Raw genomic sequence first — 26663 nt, 5'->3', positions numbered from 1 at the left:
TGATCGGTCGACGACACGGTCAGGGGGCCGTGAGCTGCTCGGAGAGCGTTCGCAGCGACGCGCGGGCCCGCGCGTCGTAGGACTGGGGGTCCGCGCGGGCCTCTCGGAGGCCGTCGAAGAAGCGGCCCGAGACGTCGTCCAGGGCGGGGTCGGTCACCAGGCGGTGGGTCGCCTCGACGCCCTCCTCCAGCGTGCTGATCGGCGAGGGGACCATTTTAGTGGGCATGAAGGTGGCCGGATGCAGCGCGTTGGCGGTGACGCCCGTCCCGGCCAGCTCCGCCGCCAGGTCGACGGTGAACATGATCTGGGCGAGCTTGCTCTGGCAGTAGGCGCGCATCGGCGAGTACCCGCGGGTGATCATGACGTCGTCGAAGTCGAGGGCGGTCTGGCCGAGGCTGCTGACGTTGACGATCCGCGCGGGCGCCGAGGCGCGCAGGACCGGCAGGAGCAGCCGGGTGAGCAGGAATCCCGACAGGTAGTTCACCGCGAACCGCAGTTCATGCCCGTCGGCGCTCTCCTCGCGCGGGCCCGCGCCGCCGATGCCCGCGTTGTTGACCAGCACGTCCAGCCGGGGATGGCCGGCGCGGACGGCCTCGGCCAGCGCCCGGACCTCGGCGAGGGACGACAGGTCGGCGCGGTACCAGGACGTCCGTCCCCCGATCTCCTCCAGGGTCGCCGCGCCGCGCTCGTCGTCGCGGCCGTGGACGAGGACGGTGGCGCCTTCGGCGGCGAGCCGTGCGGCGAGGGCGCGGCCGAGGCCGTCGGTCGAGCCGGTGATGAGGATGGTCTGCTGCTCGATGGGACGCATGGTGCCATCGTGCCCGGCGCGGGGGGCCTTCCGCAGGGGTCCATCGGGGTAGCGGCGATACCCGTCCGCGCCTGCCTGGCGGCGTCCGACCCAGGACGCCGCCCCGGCGCGGTCACGGGCGGTCGAGGAAGTCCTGGATGACCTTGACGAACTCGTCCGTTCGCTCCGCCAGCACGACGTGCCCCGAGTCCAGCTCGGTGTACTCGGCGCCGGGGATGCCCGCGTGCAGTTCCCGGTGGTTCTCCACGGGGAGCGTCTGGTCGTGGGTGCAGCCGATCACCAGCGTGCGCGCCTCGATCTTCGGCAGCAGCTCCCGGAGGTCGATCCGGAGGAGGAGGTCGAGGTGGCGGAGCTGGCCCTCCGTCGGGCTCATGAACCCGTGGCTCTGCTCGACGGAGTCGTGGCCGATCTCGTTCATGTGCGACCTGCTGTAGGCGGTGAGCGTGCCGTACCGGCCGAAGCCTTCGGCGTTGCCCGCCAGGGTGAGCCAGGTGGTCATGATCTGCTGGACGTACTCGTCGTCCGATGTGGCCAGCCCGTTGATGGGGATCAGCCGGCGGACGAGGTCGGGGCGGAGCGCGGCGGCGGCGGCGACGACCGAGGCGCCGAGGGAGAAGCCGACGAGGTCGACGGGGCCGGCGTCGACGTCCTCGATCACGGCGATGACCTGTTCGGCGAGCGTCTCGATGGTCAGCGGCGCGCCGTCGTCCTCGGCGGCGTCGCTGCCGGACAGGTCGGGCAGGATCAGGGTGCGGCCGGTGAAGCGGTCGAGTAGGTAGTCCCACATGCCGGAACCGGGACCGGCGCCGTGGACGAGGACGAGCGTGGGCCCGGACCCGTGGACGCGGTAGGGGATGCGGGCATTTCCAATGGTCACAGTGGTCATGTCTCGAAACTGCCAGCGCGGGCCGCCCATGAGGAGCGGACCGTTCTGGCTAGGATCAGCGATCCCACGCTGCGGGGTGCGGGCACGGCGCAACCGGTCGGATGATGGAGACATGGAGATGGACCGCCGGCAGCTCGCCGACTTCCTCCGCCGCTCCCGCGAGCGCCTGCGCCCGCAGGAGGTCGGCCTGGCCACCGGGCCGCGCCGCCGCACGCCCGGACTGCGCCGCGAGGAGGTGTCGCAGCTCGCCGGGATGTCCGCGGACTACTACATGCGGCTGGAGCAGGCCCGCAGCCCGCAGCCGTCGACGCAGCTCCTCGGCGCGCTCGCCCGCGCCCTGCGGCTGAACGGGGACGAGCGCGACCACCTGTACGTCCTGGCCGGGCACCGGCCGCCCGCGGGCCCCTTCGCGGGCGAGCACGTCCGGCCCGGCCTGCTGTACCTGCTGGACCGGCTGGCCGAGACCCCCGCGCAGATCGTCGGCGACCTCGGCGACGTGCTGGCTCAGAACGCCCTGGCGGAGGCCCTGTTCGGCTGCGTCTGCACGGTCGACGAGCAGGACCGCAACATCGTCTGGCGCTGGTTCACCGACCCGTTCGTCCGGCAGGCGTACCCGGTGGACGAGCACGACCGCAACGGCCGCCTCCACGTCGCCGACCTGCGCGCCGCGGTGGCCCGGCGCGGTGACGACCCGGCCGCGGCGGCGCTGGTCGCCCGGCTGCACGAGGCCAGCCCGGAGTTCACGCGGCTGTGGGACATGCACGAGGTCGGCCTGCACCGCACGAGCCGGATGAAGGTCCTGCACCCGGAGGTCGGCGCGATCGAGTTCGACACGGAGGTGCTGCTGACCCCGGCGGAGGACCAGCGGGTGTTCGTCTTCACCCCGCCGCCCGGCTCGCCCACCATCGAGGCGCTGGAGCTGCTGCGCGTCATCGGCCCGGAGACCGCCCACCGGAGCCATGCCTGAGCCGCCACAGCGAGGTGACCTCGGCGGCCCGTGCGGCGTGCAGGGGGTCGTCCGGGTCGGCGGCGCGCGGGTGGACGGGCTTGGCGTCCAGCCGTCCGGCGACCTCCAGCCCTGCCGCCGTGAACGCCTGGAGCAGCTCTTCGCGTGACCTCAGCCCGAGATGTTCGGCCAGGTCGGAGAGGATCAGCCAGCCTTCCCCGTCCGGTTCCAGGTGGCCGGGGAGCCCCGCCAGGAAGCCCTTGAGCATCCGGCTGTCCGGGTCGTACACGGCATGGTCCAAGGGGGAGCCGGGCTTCGCGGGCACCCACGGGGGATTGCACACGATGAGCCTCGCCTGCCCCTCGGGGAACAGGTCCTTCTGGACGACCTCCACCCGCTCGGCCAGACCGAGCCTGGAGACGTTCTCCTGGGCACAGGCAAGCGCGCGCGGGTCCTGATCAGTGGCGGTGACATGTTCCAAGCCGCGGCGTGCGAGAACGGCGGCCAGAACACCGGTGCCCGTGCCGATGTCGAACGCGGAGTCGGTGCCGGGGAGCGGCGCCTCCGCGACCAGATCGACGTACTCGCCCCGGACGGGGGAGAACACGCCATAGTGCGGGTGGATCCGCCCCCCACCCAGCGCTGGGATCGGCACGCCCTTCTCACGCCACTCATAGGCGCCGACCAGTCCGAGGATCTCGCGCAGGGACGTCACATAGGGCTGATCGTCCGGTCCGTACGCCGCCCGGCACGCGTCCTGGACGTCCGGTGCCCGCCTCAGGGGCATCACGTGCCCCGCCTCGAACGGGACGAGCAGCATCCCCAGCGTCCGCGCGCGCTGGGCCCGCGCCTGCCGATACAGGTGGAACGCCTGTACTTGGGACGGTTCCGCCTTGTGCCTGCGTCTGCGCGGTGGCCGGTCGATACGCCGCGCCATGGCCGACAGCAACTGCCGGGCGTTCTGGTAGTCGCCGCGCCACAGCAGCGCGGTCCCCTCGCAGGCCATCCGGTACGCGTCGTCCGCTCGGGTCTCGTCCCCGGCGACCACGACCCGGCGCGGCGGCGGCGCGCCGCTCTCCGACCGCCACCGGGCGCGGATCTCGCGCCCGTCCTCTCGCCAGCCGACGACCGGCCCGTCCATCACGCTCCTCCTGAGATCATCGCTGCTCGCAGGGTAGCGGCGCCGCCGGGCCCGGTGGGACGATCGGCGTGTGCGTCTTCCCGGCCCGCTTCACGCGGTCAACGAGGGCCTGGCGTTCCTGCTGGAACTCGTGGCCCTCGCCGCGCTGGCCTGGTGGGGGTTCACCACCGGCGGGAACGTCCTCGCGCACATCCTCCTCGGCCTCGGCGCGCCGATCCTGGCGATGGCCCTGTGGGGCGCTTTCGCGGCGCCACGGGCCAAGTACACGGTGCCGTTGCCCTTCGTCCTCCTCGTGAAGGCCGTGGTCTTCGGCTCGGGGGCGCTGGCCCTGTACGGGGTGGGCCGTCCCGTTCTCGCTCTTGTCTTCGCGGCAGTGGTCCTCGTCAACACGGTCCTCGCCACCCTGGACCGCGAAGCCCACTTCCGTAGCGCCAGGAACCAGTCCCTCTAGGCGGATTCCTCCGCGAGGTCAGCGCTGGACAGATGGGACGACGACTCCGCCAGGGTGCGAAGGGCCCGCTCCGACGGGGATCCCGGCTCGGCGGCGTAGAGCATGAGACGGCTCAGGTCCGGGTCGCCGGGGAGGTGCAGGGTCTCGAAGGGCAGGACGATCCGTCCGACCTCGGGATGGTCGATGCGCGCCTCACCATGGGTCAGATCCGTCACATGGTGAGCTGACCACAGGCGCCCGAAGTCGGGGCTGCGTTCACGTAGGCACGCGATGAGGGCCTGGAGTTGCGGGTCGTCCGGGTCTTGGCCGGACCGGAAGCGGAGGTAGGCCGCGTTACGGCGGGCCACGGTCGGCCAGTTGTCGCCTAGGCGCGCCTTGTAGTCGTCACTGAGATGGATCTGATGCGACCAGGTCCGCTCATCCGCGGGGACGTTCGCCAGATCGACGAAGACCGCCGCTGTAAGGCGGTTCCAAGCCACGACATTGGTGTGGTGGCCGACGATGTAGGCGGGGGCGTGCTCGATGGAGTCGAGCAAGTACTGGAGCGGTGCCCGCAGGCGGGGCGGGGCCTGCTCGCGGGCGCGGCGCGGGGGGTGCGCGAGGCGGTGCAGGTGGGCGTGCTCGTCGCCGTCCAGCCGGAGGGCCCTGGAGACCGCGTCGAGGATCTCGGTGGAGACGCCCTCGGCCGTCCCCTGCTCCAGGCGGATGTAGTACGCGACGCTGACCCCGGCGAGCTGCGCCAGCTCCTCACGGCGTAGGCCAGGGACGCGGCGGCGGGATCCGTACGAGGGAACACCGACGTCCTCGGGGCGCAGGCGCGCGCGCCGTGACTTGAGGAACTCGCCCAGTTCGCCGTTCCGTGCCATGCCGGTGAGGTTATCCAGGCTGCTACTGCCAGTGGTACGAAAGGCCGGGGGCTGGGTCGGGTCCCACACCGCGGGCGATCGTTCCGGCATGACCACTCTCACCGCCGACATCGCCTCCCCCGAGCGGATGTCGTCACGGCACAAGCTGACTCTGACCCTCCTCCTCGGCGCGCAGTTCATGCTCGCCATCGACTTTTCCATCCTGAACGTGGCCCTGCCCGTCGTCGGGGACGGGCTTGGCTTCGGCCTTGACCGGCTCCAGTGGATCGCGACGGCGTTCGCGCTTCCCGCGGCCGGGTTCACCCTCCTGTTCGGCCGCGTCGCCGACCTGTTCGGACGACGCAGGATGCTCCTGGCGGGCATGGCGCTGCTCGCGGTCGGCTCGCTGGCCGGCGGGCTCGCCACGTCCCCGGCGATGCTGCTGACCGGGCGCGTGCTCCAGGGCCTGGCCACCGCGATCGCCACCCCGGCGGCCCTGTCGCTGCTCACCACGTCCTTCCCCGAGGGGCCGCTGCGGACGCGGGCGCTCGGGCTCTCCGGCGCGCTGATGTCCGCCGGGTTCACCGTGGGCGCGATCCTCGGCGGGGTGCTCACCGACCTGCTGAGCTGGCGGTGGGCGTTCCTGGTCAACGTGCCGGTGGCGGCGGTGATCCTCACCGTCACGCCCGCCCTGGTCGCCGAGAGCCGGTCGCGGGACGCGGCGCGGCTGGACGTCCCCGGCGCCGTGACCGTCACCGGCGGCCTCCTCGCGCTCGTCTACGGCATCACCGCCCTAGGGGCGCACGGCGGGGACGATTTCCTGGCACTGGCCGCGCTCGCGGCGGCGGCCGTCCTGCTCGTCGCGTTCGTCCTGATCGAGCGGCGTTCCCCGGCCCCGCTGGCTCCGCTCGGCGTGCTGACCAGGCGGACCGTGGCGTGGGGGAACGCGGGCGGGTTCATCGCCTTCGCCACCGAGACCTCGCTGGTGTTCCTGATGACCCTGTACCTCCAGCAGGTCCTCGGCTTCTCCCCGCTGGCGACCGGCCTCGCCCTCGGCGTCCTGGGCGCCGGGACCTTCGCCGGGGGCGTCGCCGCGCCGCGCCTCATCGGCCGGTTCGGCGGCCGGGCCGCCCTCGCGGGCGGGCTCGTCCTGCAGGCCGCGGCGACGGCCGCGCTGCTCGGCCTCGGCTCCGGGCGCGGCGGGCTCGGGCTGCTGCTGACCGCCACCGCGATCGGCGGCTTCGGCAACCTCGTCGCGATCGTCGCGTTCATGGGCACCGCGACCGCCGGGCTGCCCGACGGCGAGCAGGGCCTGGCGACGGGCCTGGCCACCATGACCCAGCAGGTCGCGATCACCCTCGGCATCCCGGTCATGAGCGCCGTCGCGACCGCGCACGCCACCGTCCTCGGCGGCGTGCACGCCGCGACCCTCGCCAACGCGGCGATCACGCTCGCGGGCGCCGGGCTCGTCGCCGGCTTCCTCCGCCGCTCCTGAAACGTCCCCGGACGTCCCGCCCTCGACAGAAAGCAGGAAAGGATCATGGATCTCGAACTCGACGGCAAGGTGTACGTCGTCACCGGGGCCTCCGCCGGGATCGGCGAGGCCACCGCCCGGCTGCTGGCCGCCGAGGGCGCCCGCGTGGTGGGCGTCGCCCGCGACGCCGCTCCCCTCCAACGGCTCGGCGCGCACGTCACCGGCGTCGCCGCCGACCTCACCGACCCGGCCGCCGCGCAGCGCGTCGTGGACGCCGCGCTCGACCGGCACGGCCGGCTGGACGGGCTGGTCAACAACGCCGGCGCGCTCGACTCGCGGATCGGCTTCCTGGACGTCACCGACCGGCAGTGGCACGCCACCTTCGAGCTGAACCTCCACGCGGCGGTGCGGATGGCCCGCGCCGCGCTGCCCGCCCTGATCGACCAGGGCGCGGGCAGCCTGGTGCACGTCTCCAGCGAGGCCGGGCGGTTCCCCGACACGCCGCTGGTCGACTACGCCGCGTCCAAGACGGCCCTGCTGTCGGTGTCGAAGACGCTGGCGGGGGAGTTCGGGCGGTGCGGGGTCCGCTCGAACGTCGTGACGCCCGGCCCCACCCGCACGCGGCTCTGGGACCGCCCCGGCGGGTTCGCCGACCAGCTCGCCGACCAGTACGGCCTCCCCGTCGAGGAGGCCGTCGAGCGGTTCGTCGTGCGGGAACGGCGGCTGCCCGTCCGGCGGCTCGGCACGCCCCTGGACGTGGCGCGCGTCATCGCCTACCTGCTGTCGCCCCTGGCCGTCCAGGTCACCGGGGCCGAGTGGGCGGTGGACGGGGGCGCGCTCCGCCAGATCTGACCGTGCGCCCCCGTACCGGGAGCGCCGCTCTTCCCGCGGGGCGTCACCCCGACTCCGGCGAGGTCCCGGTCAGGCGGCCGGGACCTTGTCGAGGAACCCGGTCACCCGGTCGAAGCGGCCGTCCTCGTCGAACGCCACCACGTCGAAACCGACCACGATCGCCTCGCCGTCCTCGGGGCCCAGCTCCCAGGTGAAGCGGGCCACGTTGTGGTGGGCGTCCACGACGCCCGCGGGGCGGAAGACCAGGCCGGGGAACTGGCCCTGGGCGGCGCCGACGAAGGCGTCGATCGCGTCCCGGCCCTCGGCCAGGCCGAGCGGGTCGACGTACACGGGCGCCTCGGTGAACAGCGCGTCGATCGCGGCGCGGCGGGCGGCGGGGTCGGTCTCGTTCCAGACGGCCAGGTAACGCTCGACCCGCTGCTGAACGTCGCTCATGGTCATGCTCCCATCGGTTCGGTCCGGGTTCGGAGGGGTTCCTCCCTCCCGGTGTCCCCTACGCTGCCGTCTCGGCGGACGGAGATCGATTACCTCGGGGGTCATGCGGCGGGCGTCGGGAGACGACGGTCCGAGCCATTGACCTGATCCGTCCTGTTCTGTTCTGGATAGTGTCTGGCCCGCGCCCCTGCCCGCCGACGATGATCGGGAGCACCGGCCGGCGCGAGAAGGGAACGTTCCCGTGGTGAAAGCCGAGGCTCCCGCCGCGTCCGTGCGGGGCGCCACCGGACGGGCCGGTGCCACGGCCTCGATCGGGCTGGGCGTGCTCGGCGCGCTGTTCTTCTCCGTCTCGTTCATCGCCAACCGGATGATGGCCGTGGACGGCGGCGCCTGGGAGTGGAGCGGCGCCCTCCGGTTCCTCTTCTCACTACCGATCTTCCTGGTGATCGTCGGCCTCCGCGGCGGCGTCGGCCCCGTCCTGCGGGCGCTGCGCGCCGCTCCCCTGCCCTGGACGCTGTGGAGCACGGTCGGCTTCGGGCTGTTCTACGCGCCGATGTGCCTGGCCGCCGACCTCGCGCCCGGCTGGACGGTCGCCGCGACCTGGCAGGTCACGATCGTGTGCGGGATGCTCCTCGCGCCGCTGCTGTACCGCGACGAGCGCGCGCGGATCCCCGGCCGCGGCCTGGCGCTGTCCGCCGTCATCCTGGCCGGGGTGTTCCTCACCCAGGCCGGCGGCCAGGGCGGCTCGTCGGCGAGCATGGCGGGCGGGGTCGCCGCCGTGCTGGTCGCGGCCGTCGCCTACCCGGTCGGCAACCGCCGCACCATGGAGCTGGCCGGGACGGACCTGGACACCTTCCAGCGGCTGCTCGCCATGTCGATCGCGAGCCTGCCGTTCTGGCTGGTGACGGCGCTCGCCGGGGGCGTCCGCGCCGGGGCGCCGACGGCCGGGCAGCTCGCCACGACCCTCGTCGTCGCCGTCAGCTCCGGCGTGGTCGCGACGTCGCTGTTCTTCGCCGCGACGCACCGGGTCCGGCGGCATCCGCTGCGGCTCGCGGCCGTGGAGGCGACGCAGGCCGTCGAGGTCGTGTTCGTCGCCCTGCTCGAACCGCTGTTCACCACCACGGACGTGCCCGGCGCCCTCGCCTGGGCGGGCATCGCCGCGATCAGCCTCGGCGTCGTCCTGTACGCGTTCGCGGGCCGCCCGGCCCCGGAGGGTTGATGTCGGATTCCCGCTAGTGAATCCGCCTGACCATCGGTGATGCTGGAGGAATGCACGAAGATGTGGAAAGGTGCGTGCGGGCCGTCCAGTCGAAGGACGCCCGGTTCGACGGGTGGTTCTTCACCGGGGTCGTGACCACCGGGATCTACTGCCGCCCGAGCTGCCCGGTCGTGCCGCCCAAACCCCAGAACATGCGGTTCTACCCTAGCGCCGCCGCCGCGCAGCAGGCCGGTTTCCGCGCCTGCAAGCGGTGCCGGCCCGACACCAGCCCCGGCTCCCCCGAGTGGAACCACCGCGCGGACGTCGTCGCGCGGGCCATGCGCCTCATCGCCGACGGCGTCGTCGACCGCGACGGCGTCCCCGGCCTCGCTGTCCGGCTGGGCTACAGCACCCGCCAGATCGAGCGTCAGCTCAACGCCGAACTGGGCGCCGGCCCACTGGCCCTGGCGCGGGCCCAGCGCGCGCAGACGGCCCGCCTCCTCATCGAGACGACACCCCTCCCAATGGGGGACGTTGCCTTCGCCTCAGGTTTCGCCAGTATCCGCGCCTTCAACGACACCGTGAAGGAGGTGTTCGCACTCACTCCCACCCAGCTGCGCGACCGCGTCGCCAAGGGCCACCCGCCCGCGGGTTCGGGATCCCTCTCCCTGCGGCTCCCCTTCCGGGCACCGCTCTGCCCCGACAACCTGTTCGGGCACCTCGCCGCGACCGCCGTCCCCGGCGTCGAGGAGTGGCGGGACGGCGCGTACCGCCGCACGATGCGCCTCCCCCACGGGCACGGCATCGCCACCCTGAGCCCCCGGCCCGACCACGTCGCCTGCACCCTCACCCTCAGCGACCTGCGCGACCTCACCATCGCGATCAGCCGGTGCCGGTGGATGCTCGACCTCGACGCCGACCCGGTCGCCGTGGACGACCTGCTGGGCGCCGACCCCGTGCTCGCCCCGCTCGTCGCCAAGGCGCCGGGACGCCGCGTCCCGCGCACCGTGGACGCCCCCGAGTTCGCCGTCCGGGCCGTCCTCGGACAGCAGGTGTCGACGGCCGCCGCCCGCACCCACGCGGCCCGGCTCGTCCTCGCCCACGGCGACCCGATCAGTGACCCCGGGGGAGGGCTGACCCACCTGTTCCCGACGCCCTCCGCACTGGCCGGGCTGGACCCCGAGGCCCTCGCGTTCCCGCAGGTCCGCCGGACGACCATCACCACCCTCGTGACGGCGCTCGCCAAGGGCGACATCGATCTCGGCGTGGGAAGCGACTGGGAAGAGGCCCGCGCGCGCTTGGCGGCCCTTCCGGGATTCGGGCCGTGGACCGTCGAGACCATCGCGATGCGTGCGCTCGGCGACCCTGACGCGTTCATCCCGGGAGACCTCGGCATCCGCGCGGCCGCCCGCACCCTCGGCCTCCCCTCCACCCCCGCGGCCCTCACCCGGCGAGCCGCCGAGTGGCGCCCCTGGCGCGCCTACGCCGTCCAGTACCTGTGGGCGACGGGCGATCACGCCATCAACCTGCTGCCCGCCTCCTGAACGAGAGAGGATCTCCTCCATGGAAACGACGCACGTCGTCCTGGACAGCCCCATAGGCCCCCTCACCATGGTCGTCACCGACGGCGGGCTGTCGGGCCTGTACATGGAAAAGCAGCGGCACCTCCCGTCAGAGGACACCTTCGGTGCCCCGGCACCGGATCCGCGCTCGGAACCGTTCGCCGCCGTCGCCGACCAGCTCGCCGCCTACTTCACGGGCGAGCTGACCGACTTCGACCTGCCGCTGAACCTGCGCGGAACGCCTTTCCAGAGCCGGGTGTGGGAGGCGCTCCAGCACATCCCCTACGGCGAGACCGTGACCTATGGGGAACTGGCCGTCGAGATCGGCAGCCCCACCGCGTCCCGGGCCGTGGGCCTGGCCAACGGGCGCAACCCCGTCAGCGTCATCGTTCCCTGCCACCGCGTCGTCGGCTCCGGCGGCGGCCTCACCGGCTACGGCGGCGGCTTGGAACGCAAGCGGTACCTGCTCGACTTCGAGCGCGAGACACGCGGCAGCGTCGAGCCCGCCCTGTTCTGACCGGCCGTTCCCGGGGATGTCGGAGGGCGGGGATAACGTGCCCCCGAGGGCCGGACGCCGGTCCGACGGCGATGGGAAGGCAGAACAGGGTGGAGCTCCGGGTCGACCGCCAGAAGCTCGCGGAGGCCGTGGCCTGGGCCGCGCGGACGCTGCCGTCGCGGCCCGCGCTGCCGGTCCTGGCGGGCCTGCTCGTCGAGGCCACCGCCGAGGGCGCGCTGACCCTCGCCGGATTCGACTACGAGGTCTCGGCCCGCTCCCGGACCGAGGCCGCCGTCGCCGACCCGGGCCGCGTCCTCGTCCCGGGACGGCTGCTCGCCGAGATCGTCCGCAACCTTCCCGCCCAGCCCGTGGACATCGCCCTCAAGGGCGCGGAGGTCGTCGTCCGGTGCGGCGCCGCCGAGTTCGGGCTGCTGACCATGCCCGTCGAGGACTACCCCACCCTCCCCGAGCCGCCCGCCCCCGCCGGCACCGTCCCCGGCGACCTGTTCGCCGCCGCCGTCGCGCAGGTCGTCCCGGCCGCCGGACGCGACGACACGCTGCCCATGCTCACCGGCGTCCGCATCGACCTCGAGGGCGACACGATGTGGCTGGCCTGCACCGACCGCTACCGCATCGCCGCGCGGGAGCTGACATGGGCGCCGCGGGACCCGGCCTTCACCGCGGGCGTCGTCGTGCCCGCCCGCACCCTCGCCGACACCGCCAAGGCCATCCGGCCGGGCGCCGAGGTCGCCCTCGGCCTCGGCGGCGCCGGCGACACCCTGCTCGGCGTCTCCGGCGGCGGGCGCGGCATGACCAGCCGCCTCCTGGACGACCAGTACATCGACTACCGGGCCCGGCTCGGCGGCGCCTGGACGTCCGTCGCGCGGGTCCGCACCGCGCCGTTCGTCGAGGTGATCAAGCGCGCGGCGCTCGTCACCGAGCGCGGCACCCCGATCCGGCTCGCCTTCACCTCCGGCGAGGTCCGCGTCCGGGCCGCGTCCGGCGACGCGGCCCGCGCCAACGAGAGCCTCGCCGCCGAGCTCGACGGCGAGGACATCGACATCGCCTTCTCCCCGCAGTACCTGCTGGACGGCCTCGCCGGCGTCGACACCGAGTACGCCCGCCTCGAATGCGCGGGCCCCACCAAGGCGGCGCTGATCACCGGCATTCCGGACCGAGAGGACGGCGAGGACGGCGAGGCTCCCGAGGACACGGCGGCCGCCGAGAAGCACGACACCGGCTACCGCTACCTGGCGATGCCCGTCCGCCTGACTTCCTGAGCCGCTCCCCCAGGTCTCAGGGCCGGTCAGAGGTCGAGGACGGCCAGGACGAACCGCACCTCGCCGCCGGTGTCGTTCCCGTAGGAGTGGGGCCGGTCACCGACGAACACGGCCGCCGTCCCCTCGGCGAGGACGTCGGTCCGGCCGTCGACGCCGAGGGTGAGGGTCCCCTCCTGCACGTACACGATCTCCTTGGTCCCCGGGACGTGGGGCTCGCTCCTGCGGAGCTCTCCCGGATGCAGCACCCAGAGCCACAGCTCCAGAGAGGGGCGGGGGTCGCTTCCGGCCAGCAGGGTTCCCGTCCCGCCGCTCTCGCCCTCCCACAGCACGACGTGCCGCTCAGGAGGGAACATCCGCACCGGTGGCTCCTTCTCCACCTGCACCAGCCGGGTCAGCGGGACGCCCAGGGCATCGGAGATCCGCGTCAGCGTTCCGAGGTTCGGGTTGCCCCGCCCCTGCTCCAGGCCGACCAGCACGCCCTTGCTCACCCCGGCCCGTCCCGCGAGCTCGTCCAGGCTCCATCCGTGCCCCGCCCGCAGCGCCCGCACCGTCCGCGCGACGGCCTCGCCGATCGCCTCCTGGCCGCCCAAGCCTTCCTCCGCTTCCGCCGTCCCGGCCCACCGGGTTCTCCGCCCGTCCGGCGCGGGCGGGTGTGAGCCGGGTGACGAGCAGTGTAGTGGCGAATCGGCCGAGACGGTCGGTACGATGACCGACGAAGTTCATTAAAGTGACCGCTCGGGGGCGGAGCCGGGAGGAGAGCGGGGAATGCTGGAGCAGATCGTCGTCGACGACGCCGTACGGGAGCTGCGTCCCGGCTTCGCGGTGCTCGCCATGACCGCCGAGGGCCTGGCCAACGGCCCGGGCGACACCGCGTCACGGGCCTGGCTGGCCGAGGCGGCCGAGCACGCCGACGCCGGGGACCCGCACGTCGAGGCATGGCGCGAGGCGTACCGCGCCTTCGGCGCCAAGCCGCAGCGGACCCGCCCCTCGGTGGACGCGCTGCTCCGGCGGGCCGGCTCCCTGCCGTCCATCAACCGGGTTGTGGACGCCTACAACGCGGTCAGCGTCCAGTACGCGCTGCCCATCGGAGGCGAGGACCTCGACGCCTATCAGGGGCCGGCGCGGCTGGTCCGCGCCACCGGCGACGAGCCGTTCGACGTCGTGGCGGGCGGCGAGCCCGCCGTCGAGCACCCCGCGGAGGGCGAGGTCGTCTGGCGGGACGACGCGGGCGTCACCTGCCGCCGCTGGAACTGGCGGCAGTGCGTCCGGACACGGCTGACCGAGACCACGAAGAACGGGCTGTTCCTGCTCGAACGCCTGGAGCCCTACCCGCTCGACCGGCTGGCCGAGGCGGGCGACCGGCTCGCCGCGCGGCTGCGCGCGATCACGCCGGACGTCCGGATCGAGAGCCGCCTGATCGGCGGGCGTTAGTGGTCACGATGCTCGCGCTGGGCGCGGCCCTGGCCTACGGCGTCGCCGACTTCCTCGGCGGCGCCGTGGCCCGCCGCTCCACCGCGTTGCGGGCGCTGGTCTGGTGCGTCCCGGTCGGACTGCTGGTCGTGCTGGCGTCCGCGCTGGTCACCGGCGGATCCGCGGCCCCGGCACCGATCGCCGTGGGGTTCGGCGCCGGGATCGCGGGCGGCGCCGGGCTCATCACCTTCTACCGGGCGCTCGCCCGCGGCCCGATGAGCGTGGTCGCGCCGGTGTCGGCGCTGGCCGCCGCCGTCCTGCCGGTCGGTGTGGGCCTGCTGCGCGGCGAACGGCTCGACGCCGCGGTGCTGCTCGGCGTGCTGCTGTGCCTGGTCGCGATCGGCCTGGTCAGCATGGAGGACGCGACGGACCGCGAGGCGGCCGCCCCGGGCACGCCGCGCTGGCGCCGCCTCCCGGACTCCGGCCCGCTCATGGCCGGACTGTCCGGGATCCTCTTCGGCGTCTTCTTCGTCCTGCTGGGCACCGCCGGGGACGGCGCGGGCCTGTGGCCGGTCGTCGGCGCCCGCCTCGGCAACATCGCCGTCATCGGCGCGGCCCTGCTGGTCACCGCGCGGCTGCGCGGCGACATCGGCCCGCCGGTGTCCGGCCGGGTCATGATCGGGCTGGCCCTGCTGTCCGGCACGCTGGACGCGGGCGCCAACGGGCTCTACTTCCTCGCCGTCCAGCACGGGATGCTCAGCCTCGCCGCCGTCCTCACGTCCCTCTACCCGGCGGTCACCGTCCTGCTGGCCAGAGCCGCCTACAGCGAGCGGCTGCGCGGCGTCCAGCGCGTCGGCATGGCCGTCGCCGTGGCCGGAGTCGCCCTCGTGACCGTCGGTTAGATCTAATGCAATCCCGGCCCACTTCGCTCGCTGGCGCTCGCTTCGTGACCGGGCTTGTGCGAGCGCGAATCGCTTCGCGATCTTCCCGGTGGGGCTCGCCTTCGGTTTCGCCCCACCGGTCAGGGGGCGCGCTCGCGTGGCGGCCGGGGTCGTTGTTCTGAGAATGAGTCAGGGCCGCGACCTTTTCTGGTCACGGCCCTTTATCGTGGCGGTGGTGGTGGGATTCGAACCCACGGAAGCTTGCACTTCACACGCTTTCGAGGCGTGCGCCCTCGTCCACTAGGCGACACCACCGCGGGGAAGCCTACCCGACTCTGCGGTCCGCGAAGAACTCGGAGAGCAGGGCGCCGCATTCTTCGTCCAGGACGCCCGCGACGACCTCCGGGCGGTGGTTGAGACGGCGGTCGCGCAGGACGTCCCACAGCGACCCGGCGGCGCCCGCCTTGGCGTCGGCGGCGCCGTACACGACGCGGTCCACGCGCGCCTGGACGGCCGCGCCCGCGCACATCGTGCACGGTTCCAGCGTCACCACCAGGGTGCGGCCGGAGAGCCGCCAGGCGCCCACCGCGGCGGCCGCGGCGCGCAGCGCGACGATCTCCGCGTGGCCGGTGGGGTCGCCGGTGCGCTCCCGGTCGTTGCGGCCGGTCCCGATGATCTCGCCGCCGGCGGAGACGACGACGGCCCCGACCGGGACCTCGCCCGCCGCGGCGGCCGCGCGGGCCTCGGTGAGCGCCGCCCGCATCGCCGCGACGAAGCTCGTCGCCGGGTCGTCCGGGCCTGTCGCGGGGCCGGGCGGGGCGGGGCGGTCAGTCACGGAGCCGGTCGAACTCCTCGCCGAACCCGGCGTGCTCGGCGACCGCGAGCAGCGCGTCGCCGGGCAGCGCCCGCTCACCGAGGTCGCCGAGGCGTCCGGCGTCGACGCCGAGATCCTCCAGCAGGTCGGGCTCGCCCGCCGCGTCCCCCTCCGGGACCTCGCCGACGAGCTGGCCGAACAGCGGGCCGAGGCCGTCGTCGCGGACGGCCGAGACGTAGGCGCGCGGTTCGTCCTGGCCGTCCAGCCGCAGGACGGCGAACCAGTCGTCGTCCTGCTCGACGAGCAGCACCACCGGGTCGCCGTAGGACTCGACGGCCGCCTCCCGCATCAGGTCGGCGACGTCGTCGACGCCCTCGGCCTCGGCGAGCATGGCCTCGGTCCCGACCCAGCCCTGCGGGGTGCGCGCGAAGACGGCGGCGAAGTACGACACCCGCTCATTTTGACATCCTCCGCAGGTGAGCGGGGGATTACCGGTGGCCTTTTCCGTCCACGCGCGCCCGCGATGGCACGGTCCCGCCGCGCTGGAGGGGACGCGGGACGCTCAGCCGACGGCGTCCAGGGCGCGCTCGAACGCCGGGGCGAAGCCGAGCCGCCCGGCGATGCTGAGCAGCATCTCGTCCGGGTACAGCTCCAGGTCCCCGGAGATCGCGCCGAGCTCCATCTCGTCCAGGCCGAGATCACTGAAGATCGACATGTCGCCGACGGGCAGGACCTGGTCCAGTTCCTCGTCGTCGGGGATCGGGATGTCCAGGTATTCGAGGACCTGGCCGGCCAGCGGCCAGTCGACCGACGCGGTGACGTCCGACAGGAAGACCATGACCTCGTCGCCCAGCAGCCGGATCGCCACGAAGAAGTCGTCGCCCACCGAGACCAGCCCGACCGTGCCGCCGAGGCTCGGCTGCTGCCGCAGGGCATGGATGAGCCCAGCGAGATCCCCGGTCAGCGCCACCGGGAGGATCTCGGCCTCCCAGCGGTCGTCTTCCCGGTACACCACGACGGCGAAGTCCGTCGCGTCCACATCCGTCATTTCCACCCCACCGGCGCGGTTCCTGCCAGGGCATGGTCGCAGATGCGGCGCGCCCTCGCGCGCCCCACCGCCAAACTGGGTGCCGTACCCGGCCGTGAGATGGGGAGCGGACGCCGCTTTCCGGCGCCTGAGGCAAGAACCTACTGGATCGGGGTCAATGGATACGGAAGGTGCGACGGCGCAACGCCGCGTGGATCCGCGCCCGGCGCGAACGGTGCGGGGTCACCCGGCGGCGCAGCTCACGGGCCTCGGCGAGCTCCCGTAGGAAGATCGCCCGGCGGCGGAGGCGCTCGCGCACCTCGTCAGGGGAGACGTCGTCGTCAGGGGGGACCTCGTCCCGCGGAGCGGGCCGCGGCGCGGCGCCGGCCTCGCCTGTGACTTCGGTCACCGAGGGCTCCGGGGGGTCCGGCGCGGGCTCACGAGCCCGTTCCGGCGGGGACGCCTGCTGCTCCCTGTCGCTGCTCATAGGCCCATACTGCCCAGCTCAGAGGCGTCCTATCCTGTTTTGGCGACGTCTGGCCGCGCGCGTCCGGTGAGTTACGGTGAGCGGATGCAGACCCTCGCCGTCGATCATCCGCTCGTCGCGCACAAGCTGACCACGCTGCGGGACGAGCGCACCGACTCGCCCACCTTCCGGCGCCTCGCCGACGAGCTGGTCACACTCCTGGCCTACGAGGCCACCCGCGACGTCCGGGTCGCCCCGGCCACGGTGCGGACGCCGCTCGAACCGGCGGAGGGGGTCCAGCTGGTGAGCCCCAAACCGCTGGTGGTGCCGATCCTGCGCGCCGGTCTCGGGATGCTGGACGGCATGACCCGGCTGCTGCCGACCGCCGAGGTCGGCTTCCTCGGCATGGTCCGCGACGAGGGCACCCTCCAGGCGCAGACGTACGCGACGCGGCTGCCCGACGACCTGTCCGGGCGGCAGTGCTACGTCCTCGACCCGATGCTGGCGACCGGCGGGACCCTCGCCGCGGCCGTCCGGCTGCTGCTGGACCGCGGCGCCGACGACGTCACCGCGCTCTGCCTGCTCGCCGCCCCCGAGGGCCTGAAGTACCTGGAGCAGGAGTTCGAGGGGACGGACGCGCCGGTCCGCGTCGTCACCGCGGCGATCGACTCGCACCTCGACGAGCAGGGCTTCATCGTCCCCGGGCTGGGCGACGCCGGAGACCGTCTCTACGGCGTCGTCTGACCTCCGCCGTCGATCCGTTCGCGCGGCCCCATCGAGTGTTCGTTCCAGGTGGCAAGGGGTAGGAACGCGCTACGGAACGCCAGTGCGCGTTCCCCTCCGCCGCCCCGGCACAGGGGGACCGTTTCGGACCGGGCGGTGGGAGCGAGCTCGAGGACGCGACATGGCTCACCAGATTCAGGGGGACGGCGACCGGCCGCGTTACGCGGCGATCGGCGAGCGGCTCGGCGAGGAGTTCGACGGCGTCCACGACGCCGCGACGGTGAACCGGTGCGTGACCGCCGCGCGGTACGGGGCGGAGGAGGTCACCGGATCCGCGCCGCCCGCCCTGGTGGAGCGGATCGCCCGGCGGCACCTGGAGGTGCTGGCGACCGTCGCCGCGGAGAAACGCCGCCGCGCGCGCCGATCTTCTCTGGACAACGCGCCATAGACACATGGCTTTGCCGGTGGTGCGGGCTGTGGGAAACTACACCGGGGTTCGTTGGACGACGCTCCGGGAGGCAATCGATGAGGCTCGTTACCCCCGGTGACTCCGCCCCGGCGTCGGTCAACAAGTATCTGCTCCCGCATGAGAACCAGGTCATCACCGTACGGCGCCACCCGGCCGTGCTCATGGTGCCGGTCGGATGCGTGCTCGGCGGCCTGATCGTCGCGGGGGTGGTCAGCAACACGGCCAGCACCACCGCGATCTGGTGGGGCTGGCTGGTCCTGCTGGCCTGGTTCGTGTGGCGCGTCGCCGAGTGGTCGGTCGACTACTTCGTCATCACCAACCAGCGCATGCTGCTGACCACGGGCCTCATCACCCGCAAGGTCGCGATGATGCCGCTGGCCAAGGTCACCGACATGAGCTTCAAGCGGACGATCGCGGGCCGGATGCTCGGTTACGGCGAGTTCGTCCTGGAGTCCGCCGGCCAGGACCAGGCGCTCTCCACGGTGGAGTACCTCCCCTACCCCGAGCAGCTTTACCTCGAGGTCTGCGAAATGATCTTCCCGAACAAGAACGCCACCGCCGACGACTGACGATCGGCCCCGCGGCCCCGGCCGCCCGGAAGGCGTGAAAGCCCGCGCGGGACGGGCTTCTGGAGTGTCTCCGCGGAGGCAGGCTTGCATAACGGGCGGTCAAATATTCGCCGTTTGGCCGATCTTGAGCGTCTCGTCGGATAACGTCGGAGGTGAGCGTCGCGAGCCGGACGGCGGACAGGGCCGCCCGGCGCGTCCGGGCCGGGGGCGACCCCCTCCGCAGGGCGGCGGGGCGGCACGGGCCCGATCGGGATCCGCCGTCGAACCGGCGGCACGCGATGCCCCGAACCACCGGATCCAGGGGGGCGAGGACGTCCGAGCCGGTGCTCTCGACCACGGCCGCTTCATTACTCTCGATGTGCGATAACCCGCAATGTGCAATCATGTCGGCACCCCAGCCGCCTGATTACTTCCGCTAAGTGAGTCCACATGCCGGGTCCAGGCAACGTCGGCGAACGTGTCCGCAACCTGCGGCTGACCAGACGCTTGTCGCAGGCACAGCTCGCCGGTCACGACCTTTCCGACAGCTACATCTCATTGATCGAGTCCGGGAAGCGCACTCCGACGCCGACCGTTCTGCGGATGCTGGCCGAACGCCTCGGCTGCACGCCGGAGTACCTCGCCGAGGGCGTCGAGCCGGAGCAGCGTGCCCATCTCGAGGTCCGGGAACGCCACGCGCACCTCGCGCTGCTGGGCGGCGACCCCGCCACCGCCGAGACGGGCTTCGACGAGGTGATCGCGCGCAGTGACGACCCCGACCTGACGGCGCGGGCCCGCTGGGGCCGCGCCCGCGCCCTGGAGGAGCTCGGCCGGACCGACCAGGCCATCGCGCTGTTCGAGGAACTGCGCGAGCTGGCCGAGCGCGACCCCAGCCGGGCCAGCTGGCTGCCACCGGTGATCGCGCTGGCGCGCTGCTACCACACGGTGGGCGACCTCGGTCAGGCGATCTCCCTCGGCGAGCGCGCGATGGAGCGGCTGCGCAGGCTCGCCCTGAACACGGGGCAGGAGTTCACCGAGACGGGCCGCGTCCTCCTGCTCGCCTACGTGGATCGATCCGACCCGGAGCGCGCCCACGACGTCGGGCGGCGGCTCCTGTTCCCCGAGCGCGCCCTGGGCGATACGACGAGCGCCTCCTACCAGAAGGCCAGCATGCGCGCCCTGGAGGAGGGCACGATCGGCGACTCGCTCTACTTCGCCGACCAGGCGCTGGCCGCGCGCAGCGACGGCACCCCGGCCCTGACGCGCGCCCGCCTGAACCTGGCCGCCGCCAAGGCGCTGCTCAGGGGCGTACAGCCCTTCTCGGAGCCCGCGCCCACGCCGCTCCCGGGCGGGACGAGCGCCGTCCCGGCCTCGGGCGAGTACAGCGACACCGGACGGCCCGGCAGCGAGCGTCCTCGTCCTGAGGGCTCCCCCGCCGCGGCACGGGAGGCACTGGGCCTGCTTGAAGAGACCTCCGTCCTGGAGGGGGCCGAGGCCACGGAGAGCACGATCGCCAGGGCGCGCGCGCTGGTTCTGATGGGCGACCTGGACGACGCGGTCTCCGAGCTGGAGCGGTTCCTCGACACGGGCTTGGCCCTGGCGGCACCGGAGAGCACCCACCCGGTGACCTCGCAGCCCGGGGACGACCTCGTCGCGCGCACTCAGAAGACCGTCCTGGCGCGTCTGGTCCTGGCCCGGGCCCGTGTGGCCCAGGGGGACGCGGGGGCGGCCCAGGTCGTCCTGCGCGCCGCCGCGGAGCAGCTGAGCGCGCTGCCGTCCGGCCGTCCCGTGGCGCAGCTCTACCGTGAGCTGGGTGAGCTGTTCGAGCTGGTGCGCGACGGTGCCGGCGCCGCCTCCGCCTACCGTCTGGCACTGGAGGCGATCGGGCTGCGGGCCGCCCGGCCGCAGGAGGCCAACTGCGACCTCGGACGCGTCTGACCCGGCAGGTCGTGTGTTTGGTCCGTGGATGACGCGGTGGACGGCGCAGTGGCCTCCACTCGCCACGAGCGGAGGCCACTTCAACCACGAACCATGTACACGCGGCAGGCCCCCGGCCGGTTGCGGGCAGTGGCCGGCCAATCGCCTGGCGCCGCCTCGACGCGCTCGGGTTCGTGAATCCGGTGCTGGTCACCAGCCGCGACCTGGGCGCCGACTCGAAGGGGACGGAAATAAAACCGGTTCGCGCGTTGTCCTATCATCGAGACATGGGATGACTGGCTGACCGGATGTCCCCCCGCGCCGACCGAAGAAGGACCGATGACCCTGCGCACCACCCGCCGCTCCTCGCTGGTCGACCAGGTGATCGACCAGCTCCGCAGCGAGATCGCCGAGGGCGTCTGGGCGGTCGGCGCGAAGATCCCGCCGGAGCCGGTGCTGTCGGAGACCCTCGGCGTCGGCCGCAACACCGTCCGCGAGGCCGTCCGCGCCCTCACCCACGCCGGGCTGCTCGACAGCCGGCAGGGCGACGGCACTTACGTCCGCGCCACCAGCGAGCTCTCCAGCGCCGTCCGGCGCCGCCTGGAGACGGCCGAGCTCGTCGAGATCCTTGAGGTCAGGCGCGGCCTGGAGGTGGAGGCCGCGCGGCTGGCGGCGTCCCGCCGCACCCCGGAGGACGTCGCCGCCATCGGTCTCGCCCTGACCGGCCGGGACGCGGCGTGGGCCGCCGGCGAGCACACCGCGTTCGTCGAGGCGGACCTCGCCTTCCACACCGCGGTCGTCGACGCCACCCACAACAAGGTCCTGACCGACCTCTACCGGGACTTCAGCGCCGCGCTGCGGGCGAGCATCGGCGCCGCCGGCACGCTCCTGGAGCATTCGGACGTCCCCCACGGCCCCATCGCCGCCGCCATCGAAGCGGGCGACGCGTCCGCCGCCGCCGGGGCCACCCACGCGTGTCTGGACCAGATCCTGGCTGTGTCTACTGCAAGCCCGGCCCACGGGCTCGCCTAGCGGCTCGCTCCGTGACCGTTCTTGTGCGAGCGCGAATCGCTTCGCGATCTTCCCGGCGGGGCTCGCCTCCGGCATTGCCCCGCCGGTCAGGGCGCGCGCTCGCGTGACGGCTGAGGCCACTTGAGGCAGGGGCGCAGGCACGTCGTGCACGTTTTCGTGCACTAAGACACCGACCACGACCGCCCAATAACGATCACCCTCGTCGCAGTTCGCGGCGAGGCTTCGCCGGGCCGCTTGCGGCCGCCACCGGTGATGCCGTCCACCGGCGGCATGCCCCGATCCCCATCCGGTTTCGACGCGCCCCGAGGCGCGAGACGAAGGCGACATGAACTCCTCGGCCCTGACCCCCGTCCCCCGCGCCCCCCGCGCCACCGCCGCCTGGTCCCTGGCCGGACTCGTGCTGCTCACCGTCAACCTGCGCGCCGCGATCACCGGGATCTCCCCGGTGCTCGGCGAGCTGCGCGCGGCGTTCGGCCTGTCCGGCGTGCAGGTGAGCGTCCTCACGACCCTCCCGGTGCTGTGCCTGGGCGCCTTCGCCTCCCTCGCGCCGGTGCTCGCGCGGCGGCTCGGCACGCAGGTCGCCATCGCCGGCTCACTCGTCATGATCACGGTCGGCATCGTGATCCGCGTCGTCCCGGCCGCGGTGACGCTCTACCTTGGAACGGTCCTGGCCGGGGCGGGGATCGCGATGGGCAACGTCCTCATGCCCGCCGTCATCAAGCGCGCCTTCCCGTCCCGCGTCGGCTCGCTCACCGGCCTCGCGATGATGCTCATGGCAGCCAGCGGCGCCGTCGCCGCCGGGCTCGCCGTCCCGCTCGACGGCGCGGGCGGCTGGCGGCTCGCGCTGGCCGTGTGGGCCGTCCCCTCGCTGGCCGCCGCGCTGGTCTGGGGCCCGCTCGCGCTGCGCGGGCGCCGCGAGGGCGACGTCGCGGCCCGGACGGCGCCTCCCGCCGCCGGGGGATCGCTGCTGCGCTCGCCCCGGGCCTGGTACGTCGCGGTGTTCATGGGCCTGGCGTCCCTGATGTTCTACGTGCTGATGTCCTGGCTGCCGGAGATCATGCGGGACGCCGGGTACGCCCCCGCCACCGCCGGGATGATGGTCTCCACCATGATGATCGTCGGCATCCCGCTGGGCTTCGCCGTCCCCGTCCTGGCCGCCCGGTCGCGCGACCCGCGCGGCCTCGTCGCCGTCGTCGCGGTCACCATGGCGGCCGGTCTCGGCGGCCTGCTCCTGGCGCCCGCCGCGGGCTGGGCGTGGATCATCGTCCTGGGGATCGGCACGGGCGGCGCCTTCCCGCTCGCCTACACCCTGCTGGGCCTGCGCTCGCCCAGCCCGTCGGTCGCCGCGCGGCTGTCGGGCATGGCCCAGACCGGCGGATACCTCCTGGCCGCCGCGGGCCCGTTCGCCGTCGGCGTCCTGCACGGCGCCACGGGCGCCTGGGACGTTCCGCTCGTCCTGCTGCTCGTCCTCGTGGTCCCCGAGGCCGTCTTCGGCCTGCTCGCCGCGCGCCCCGGGTTCGTCCGTCCGGTCGGCGGCGAGACCACCGTCGAGCACCTGATCGAGGTCAAGGAGGTGCCGGCCGCCCGGCCCGCCCGGACCCGCTGACGGTCAGCCCCGCATGTCCACCGCGTCGAGGTCGAGGACGCGGGCGTGCAGCACCAGCCGCTGGTGCAGCGCGGCGCGCAGGGCGCGATGCAGGCCGTCCTCCAGGTAAAGCTCGCCCTGCCATTGGACGACGTGGGGGAACAGGTCGCCATAGAACGTGGAGTCCTTCGAGAGCAGGGACTGGAGGTCGAGTTCCCGCTTCGTGCTGACAAGTTGATCAAGGCGGACCTGGCGAGGTGGAATCCGGGCCCAGTCCCGGGACGAGAGACCGTGCTCCGGATAAGGCCTTCCGTCACCTACCGCCTTGAAGATCACTCCTTGAGTCTACGGTGTCCGATGGGGCCAGAGAAATCGGCGCAACTGGATGGGTCGCCGGACTCAGTGGCATAGGTAAACCGCTGACATCGGCCGACCCGGACGCAGTGATTAATTCACCGGGGGCGTCTCCCGCCGACGCCTCGCGCGTGTGAGCGCGCCGACCGGAACCGCACCGCCCGGTGCCAGGGTGCGGCAAATTTTTCCGGTCATAGAACAAGGGTGCCGAGTACGGAACAATCCCTGCCGAGCAATGGCCGGACACTTGCCGTGCCTGCATTCGCGAGATACAACTCGACTGAGGAAGGCAAAGCGTCGATCGGGGGCCCGTCACCGGAGGAGGAACAGCAGAGACCACCGATATGCCCCGTCGCTCCCCGCAGGCCTTCCCGTGCCTCCGCCCGGCCCGCGGTCGTCCACCGAGGGCCGATTGTCAGGCGCGATACCAGAAAGTGTGCCTCCCCGGTGCCGTCCGCTTCCGGGGAGCGACGACGAGAGGGTGCGTGATGTCGGCTCCTGATTGGTCTCATGCGGTATGGCGCAAGAGCGGCCGCAGCAACGGCAAGGGCAACTGCGTCGAGGTGGCCGCCGCCGGCGCGGTCATCGGCGTCCGCGACTCCAAGAACCCGGCGGGCCCCGTCCTCGCCCTCGCCGCCACGGACTGGCACGCCTTCATCACCGCCGTATTGACCGCAAGCCCGGCCCGCGGTGCCGGCTAGCGCTCGCTTCGCGACCGTTCTTGTGCGAGCGCGAACCGTGCGCTCGCGTGACGGCTGAGGAGCACTTTGCCGCAGGCCCGAACTCGGAACGCACGAACCAGCCCCGTTGCGACGTTGACGAGTGGTGCCCCTCCCTGTTATCCCGGTGGCCCGCCGAATGGCTCGCCATCCGTATTCCGGTGCGGCTGATACGACCGTCGCGCCTGGGTAAGTGATTATCGTCGTCGCTTTCCAAAGCGCGGCGGCGGCCCGCGCGCGATGCTCGGGGGCAACTGCGCAGGGGTCTTATCACCATGGTCCGCACCGCGCGGCGACCCCACGGCCGGGGCTCGGCCGGGGCCGGCGGGCGGGCGCGGGAACGACTGAAGGGCGGCACCCGCGGGTGCCGCCCTTCGATGTCGTCCGCCCTGCCGGGCGAGCGGAGGATGCGAGATTCGAACTCGCGAGGGCGTGAACCCAACACGCTTTCCAAGCGTGCGCCCTAGGCCACTAGGCGAATCCTCCGCCGACGAGCTTACCGGGTCCCGGGCAGTGGCCGCGCATCAATAACCGCGGAGACCGGGATCGGGCCGTAGACGTGCGGGAACAGCTCGTCCCCGGCGGGCTCGTGGCGGACGGGGGAGCCGAGCGCGTCGGCGTCGATCACCAGGAGGACCAGGTCCGCCCGGTCGACGCCGGTGTAGAAGCGGCCGAGGACCCCGTCCACTTGGGCCATGTCGGACGAGCAGTGGATGAAACCCTCCTCGTCCAGTGTCCTGCCAAGGGTCGACATGGTGTACGACACACCGGAGTCGCGCGCGGCTTCCCAGTGGTGGCGTTCGGCGATGTGCAGGAGCGTCTTCTGCCGGGGATCGGGCATGAGGCGGAGCCTACGCGAGCAACCGTGCCAACCCGGGACGCCGGATGCCATAGACTCGTGGCCAGACCCCTCGCACGGCGTCACCCTGTGAACCTCCCCAGGGCCGGAAGGCAGCAAGGATAAGCAGGCTCTGGCGGGTGTGCGGGGGGTCCTTTTCGTTTCTGACGCTCTGCTTCTCGAGGGAGGGCGGACCCCCATGAGTCTGGCTCTGTACCGCAAGTACCGACCGGCGACGTTCGCCGAGCTCAAGGGGCAGGAGCACGTCGCGGAGCCGCTGCAGCAGGCGCTGCGCAACGGCCGGATCAACCACGCGTACCTGTTCAGCGGCCCACGCGGCTGCGGCAAGACCTCCAGCGCCCGCATCCTCGCCCGCTCGCTGAACTGTGAAGAGGGGCCCACCCCCGACCCGTGCGGCAAGTGCGACTCGTGCGTCGCGCTGGGCCCGTCCGGCACCGGGCACATCGACGTCATCGAGATCGACGCCGCCTCGCACGGTGGCGTCGACGATGCCCGTGACCTGCGCGAGCGCGCGTTCTTCGCGCCCGTCTCGGCGCGCTTCAAGGTGTACATCATCGACGAGGCGCACATGGTCACCCGCGAGGGCTTCAACGCGCTGCTGAAGCTCGTCGAGGAACCGCCCCCGCACCTGAAGTTCGTGTTCGCGACCACCGAGCCGGAGAAGGTCATCGGGACGATCCGGTCCCGGACGCACCACTACCCGTTCCGGCTGATCCCGCCCGGCGTGCTGCAGGAGCTCGTCGAGGAGATCCTGCGGGCCGAGGACGTCCCCTACGAGACGTCCGCGCTGCCGCTGGCGGTGCGGGCGGGCGCCGGTTCCGCCCGCGACACCCTGTCGATCCTCGACCAGCTCCTCGCCGGGTCGGACGAGCAGGGCATCACCTACGCGCGGGCCGTCTCGCTGCTCGGCTACACCGACTCCGCGCTGCTGGACGAGGTCGTCGCGGCGTTCGCGGCCCGGGACGGCTCCGCCGTGTTCGCCGCCGTCGACCGGGTGGTCGAGAGCGGCCAGGACCCGCGCCGGTTCGCCGCCGACCTGCTGGAACGCGTCCGCGACCTGGTGATCTTGTCGAACGTGCCGGAGGCCGGCGGGTCCGGGCTGCTGAACGTCCCGCCGGACGAGCTGGAGCGGATGCGGGCGCAGGCGTCCTCGATGGGGCCGGGCGAGCTGACCCGCGCCGCCGACCTGCTGCACACCGGGCTCACCGAGATGCGCGGCGCCACCTCGCCGCGGCTGCTGCTGGAGCTGATCAGCGCGCGGATCCTGCTGCCCGCCGCGTACGAGGACGAGGCGTCGATGTTCGCCCGCCTCGACCGCCTTGAGCGCCAGGCCGCGCAGGGCGGGTTCGGCGGCGGCCAGGGTTCCGGTGCGGGTCCGGCCCCCGCGTTCTCGCCGCCCCCGGCTCCGGCTCAGCAGGCCGCCCCATCACAGCCCGCGCCGCCGCAGCCCGCCCCCGCGAGTCGGCCGCAGCCGGCACCCGAGCG

General features: G+C 73.0%; 30 protein-coding genes, 2 tRNA genes and 1 other RNA gene. 19 read left to right on the top strand and 14 right to left on the bottom strand.

The features are described from left to right. Positions 1 to 19: 19 nt before the first annotated feature. Both E1291_RS09110 and E1291_RS09105 read right to left on the bottom strand, forming a co-directional pair. A complete protein-coding gene (locus E1291_RS09110) occupies positions 20 to 808 on the bottom strand; it encodes an SDR family NAD(P)-dependent oxidoreductase (protein WP_131737297.1) in 789 nt (262 codons plus the stop codon). A gap of 112 nt (positions 809 to 920) precedes the next feature. Then, on the bottom strand, positions 921 to 1694 hold the full coding sequence (locus E1291_RS09105) for an alpha/beta fold hydrolase (RefSeq protein WP_131737296.1): 774 nt from the start codon (positions 1692 to 1694) through the stop codon (positions 921 to 923). Between the two features lie 112 nt (positions 1695 to 1806). On the opposite strand from E1291_RS09105, the gene E1291_RS09100 reads away from it, so the two are divergent. Continuing rightward, positions 1807 to 2661, top strand: a complete 855-nt coding sequence (locus tag E1291_RS09100; RefSeq protein ID WP_242614036.1) for a helix-turn-helix transcriptional regulator — start codon at positions 1807 to 1809, stop codon at positions 2659 to 2661. Here E1291_RS09100 and E1291_RS09095 read toward each other — a convergent pair. After that, positions 2624 to 3781 carry a methyltransferase gene (locus E1291_RS09095; RefSeq protein ID WP_131737295.1) on the bottom strand — a complete coding sequence of 386 codons (1158 nt, stop codon included), beginning with the start codon at positions 3779 to 3781 and terminating at the stop codon, positions 2624 to 2626. The two genes, E1291_RS09100 and E1291_RS09095, sit on opposite strands and share 38 nt — an antisense overlap. 70 nt (positions 3782 to 3851) lie before the next feature. Between E1291_RS09095 and E1291_RS09090 the strand changes: the two genes are divergently transcribed. Further along, the gene (locus tag E1291_RS09090) at positions 3852 to 4232 is read left to right on the top strand and encodes a YrdB family protein (RefSeq protein WP_131737294.1); all 381 of its coding nucleotides are present in this window, start codon (positions 3852 to 3854) and stop codon (positions 4230 to 4232) included. Here E1291_RS09090 and E1291_RS09085 read toward each other — a convergent pair. Further along, entirely contained in the window at positions 4229 to 5098 is an 870-nt protein-coding gene (locus tag E1291_RS09085; RefSeq protein ID WP_131737293.1) for a helix-turn-helix transcriptional regulator, read from the bottom strand. The genes E1291_RS09090 and E1291_RS09085 overlap by 4 nt on opposite strands. Positions 5099 to 5186: 88 nt before the next feature. Between E1291_RS09085 and E1291_RS09080 the strand changes: the two genes are divergently transcribed. Next, positions 5187 to 6572 carry an MFS transporter gene (locus E1291_RS09080; protein ID WP_131737292.1) on the top strand — a complete coding sequence of 462 codons (1386 nt, stop codon included), beginning with the start codon at positions 5187 to 5189 and terminating at the stop codon, positions 6570 to 6572. 45 nt (positions 6573 to 6617) lie between these two features. Next, positions 6618 to 7403 (top strand): SDR family NAD(P)-dependent oxidoreductase, encoded by a 786-nt coding sequence (locus E1291_RS09075; RefSeq protein ID WP_131737291.1) that lies wholly within the window; start codon positions 6618 to 6620, stop codon positions 7401 to 7403. A 69-nt stretch (positions 7404 to 7472) separates the two neighbouring features. Here E1291_RS09075 and E1291_RS09070 read toward each other — a convergent pair whose 3' ends face one another. Further along, a complete protein-coding gene (locus E1291_RS09070) occupies positions 7473 to 7838 on the bottom strand; it encodes a nuclear transport factor 2 family protein (RefSeq protein WP_131737290.1) in 366 nt (121 codons plus the stop codon). A 241-nt stretch (positions 7839 to 8079) separates the two neighbouring features. Here E1291_RS09070 and E1291_RS09065 point away from each other — a divergent pair, with 241 nt between their 5' ends. The 4 genes from E1291_RS09065 to dnaN all read left to right on the top strand — a co-directional run bounded on the left by E1291_RS09065 (position 8080) and on the right by dnaN (position 12374). Beyond that, on the top strand, positions 8080 to 9057 hold the full coding sequence (locus tag E1291_RS09065) for a DMT family transporter (RefSeq protein WP_207400640.1): 978 nt from the start codon (positions 8080 to 8082) through the stop codon (positions 9055 to 9057). A gap of 50 nt (positions 9058 to 9107) precedes the next feature. Further along, complete coding sequence (locus E1291_RS09060) at positions 9108 to 10580, top strand: AlkA N-terminal domain-containing protein (protein ID WP_131737289.1); 1473 nt, start codon at positions 9108 to 9110, stop codon at positions 10578 to 10580. Between the two features lie 19 nt (positions 10581 to 10599). Further along, positions 10600 to 11115 (top strand): methylated-DNA--[protein]-cysteine S-methyltransferase, encoded by a 516-nt coding sequence (locus E1291_RS09055; RefSeq protein WP_131737288.1) that lies wholly within the window; start codon positions 10600 to 10602, stop codon positions 11113 to 11115. Between the two features lie 89 nt (positions 11116 to 11204). Further along, entirely contained in the window at positions 11205 to 12374 is a 1170-nt protein-coding gene (dnaN, locus tag E1291_RS09050; RefSeq protein WP_131737319.1) for a DNA polymerase III subunit beta, read from the top strand. A gap of 26 nt (positions 12375 to 12400) precedes the next feature. Here the strand turns inward: dnaN and E1291_RS09045 are convergent, their stop codons facing one another. Continuing rightward, the gene (locus E1291_RS09045) at positions 12401 to 12964 is read right to left on the bottom strand and encodes a helix-turn-helix domain-containing protein (RefSeq protein ID WP_131737287.1); all 564 of its coding nucleotides are present in this window, start codon (positions 12962 to 12964) and stop codon (positions 12401 to 12403) included. 175 nt (positions 12965 to 13139) lie between these two features. Here E1291_RS09045 and E1291_RS09040 point away from each other — a divergent pair, with 175 nt between their 5' ends. Both E1291_RS09040 and E1291_RS09035 read left to right on the top strand, forming a co-directional pair. Beyond that, positions 13140 to 13805, top strand: a complete 666-nt coding sequence (locus tag E1291_RS09040; protein ID WP_131737286.1) for a B3/B4 domain-containing protein — start codon at positions 13140 to 13142, stop codon at positions 13803 to 13805. A gap of 8 nt (positions 13806 to 13813) precedes the next feature. Then, a complete protein-coding gene (locus tag E1291_RS09035) occupies positions 13814 to 14686 on the top strand; it encodes an EamA family transporter (RefSeq protein ID WP_242614035.1) in 873 nt (290 codons plus the stop codon). Between the two features lie 206 nt (positions 14687 to 14892). Here the strand turns inward: E1291_RS09035 and E1291_RS09030 are convergent. The 5 genes from E1291_RS09030 to E1291_RS09010 all read right to left on the bottom strand — a co-directional run bounded on the left by E1291_RS09030 (position 14893) and on the right by E1291_RS09010 (position 16993). Continuing rightward, positions 14893 to 14980 (bottom strand) — tRNA-Ser (locus tag E1291_RS09030). A 10-nt stretch (positions 14981 to 14990) separates the two neighbouring features. Further along, positions 14991 to 15428, bottom strand: a complete 438-nt coding sequence (tadA, locus tag E1291_RS09025; protein ID WP_207400643.1) for a tRNA adenosine(34) deaminase TadA — start codon at positions 15426 to 15428, stop codon at positions 14991 to 14993. 64 nt (positions 15429 to 15492) lie between these two features. Next, positions 15493 to 15930 (bottom strand): tRNA adenosine deaminase-associated protein, encoded by a 438-nt coding sequence (locus E1291_RS09020; protein WP_131737283.1) that lies wholly within the window; start codon positions 15928 to 15930, stop codon positions 15493 to 15495. Between the two features lie 111 nt (positions 15931 to 16041). Next, complete coding sequence (locus tag E1291_RS09015; RefSeq protein WP_131737282.1) at positions 16042 to 16527, bottom strand: tRNA adenosine deaminase-associated protein; 486 nt, start codon at positions 16525 to 16527, stop codon at positions 16042 to 16044. Positions 16528 to 16681: 154 nt separating this feature from the next. Then, entirely contained in the window at positions 16682 to 16993 is a 312-nt protein-coding gene (locus E1291_RS09010; RefSeq protein WP_131737281.1) for a hypothetical protein, read from the bottom strand. Positions 16994 to 17077: 84 nt separating this feature from the next. Here E1291_RS09010 and upp point away from each other — a divergent pair, with 84 nt between their 5' ends. The 6 genes from upp to E1291_RS08980 all read left to right on the top strand — a co-directional run bounded on the left by upp (position 17078) and on the right by E1291_RS08980 (position 23267). After that, positions 17078 to 17716 (top strand): uracil phosphoribosyltransferase, encoded by a 639-nt coding sequence (upp, locus tag E1291_RS09005; RefSeq protein ID WP_131737280.1) that lies wholly within the window; start codon positions 17078 to 17080, stop codon positions 17714 to 17716. A gap of 160 nt (positions 17717 to 17876) precedes the next feature. After that, complete coding sequence (locus E1291_RS09000) at positions 17877 to 18143, top strand: hypothetical protein (RefSeq protein ID WP_131737279.1); 267 nt, start codon at positions 17877 to 17879, stop codon at positions 18141 to 18143. Between the two features lie 77 nt (positions 18144 to 18220). Further along, complete coding sequence (locus E1291_RS08995; RefSeq protein WP_131737278.1) at positions 18221 to 18733, top strand: PH domain-containing protein; 513 nt, start codon at positions 18221 to 18223, stop codon at positions 18731 to 18733. A 429-nt stretch (positions 18734 to 19162) separates the two neighbouring features. After that, positions 19163 to 20650: a helix-turn-helix transcriptional regulator gene (locus E1291_RS08990; protein WP_131737277.1), complete on the top strand. Its 1488-nt coding sequence runs from the start codon at positions 19163 to 19165 to the stop codon at positions 20648 to 20650. A 318-nt stretch (positions 20651 to 20968) separates the two neighbouring features. Further along, positions 20969 to 21661 (top strand): FadR/GntR family transcriptional regulator, encoded by a 693-nt coding sequence (locus E1291_RS08985; protein WP_131737276.1) that lies wholly within the window; start codon positions 20969 to 20971, stop codon positions 21659 to 21661. Positions 21662 to 21986: 325 nt separating this feature from the next. Further along, positions 21987 to 23267 (top strand): CynX/NimT family MFS transporter, encoded by a 1281-nt coding sequence (locus E1291_RS08980; protein ID WP_131737275.1) that lies wholly within the window; start codon positions 21987 to 21989, stop codon positions 23265 to 23267. A 3-nt stretch (positions 23268 to 23270) separates the two neighbouring features. On the opposite strand, the gene E1291_RS08975 is transcribed toward E1291_RS08980, so the two are convergent. Next, positions 23271 to 23582: a type II toxin-antitoxin system VapB family antitoxin gene (locus tag E1291_RS08975; protein WP_131737274.1), complete on the bottom strand. Its 312-nt coding sequence runs from the start codon at positions 23580 to 23582 to the stop codon at positions 23271 to 23273. Between the two features lie 506 nt (positions 23583 to 24088). Here E1291_RS08975 and E1291_RS08970 point away from each other — a divergent pair. Next, positions 24089 to 24301: a DUF397 domain-containing protein gene (locus E1291_RS08970; protein WP_131737273.1), complete on the top strand. Its 213-nt coding sequence runs from the start codon at positions 24089 to 24091 to the stop codon at positions 24299 to 24301. A 419-nt stretch (positions 24302 to 24720) separates the two neighbouring features. Here E1291_RS08970 and E1291_RS08965 read toward each other — a convergent pair. After that, positions 24721 to 24805: transfer RNA gene (locus tag E1291_RS08965), tRNA-Ser, on the bottom strand. A 10-nt stretch (positions 24806 to 24815) separates the two neighbouring features. Further along, on the bottom strand, positions 24816 to 25160 hold the full coding sequence (locus tag E1291_RS08960) for a DUF952 domain-containing protein (protein ID WP_131737272.1): 345 nt from the start codon (positions 25158 to 25160) through the stop codon (positions 24816 to 24818). 61 nt (positions 25161 to 25221) lie between these two features. Here E1291_RS08960 and ffs point away from each other — a divergent pair. Beyond that, positions 25222 to 25317: signal recognition particle sRNA small type (gene ffs, locus E1291_RS08955), an RNA gene on the top strand. Between the two features lie 39 nt (positions 25318 to 25356). Continuing rightward, the coding region (locus E1291_RS08950; protein ID WP_131737271.1) for a DNA polymerase III subunit gamma and tau at positions 25357 to 26663 on the top strand (1307 nt) is incomplete at its 3' end.

Origin of the sequence: Actinomadura roseirufa, assembly GCF_900659635.1 — a bacterium.
Taxonomy (GTDB): domain Bacteria; phylum Actinomycetota; class Actinomycetes; order Streptosporangiales; family Streptosporangiaceae; genus Spirillospora; species Spirillospora roseirufa.
Note: the sequence above shows the minus strand (reverse complement) of the source record. Positions and strands in the feature narration are given on the sequence as shown.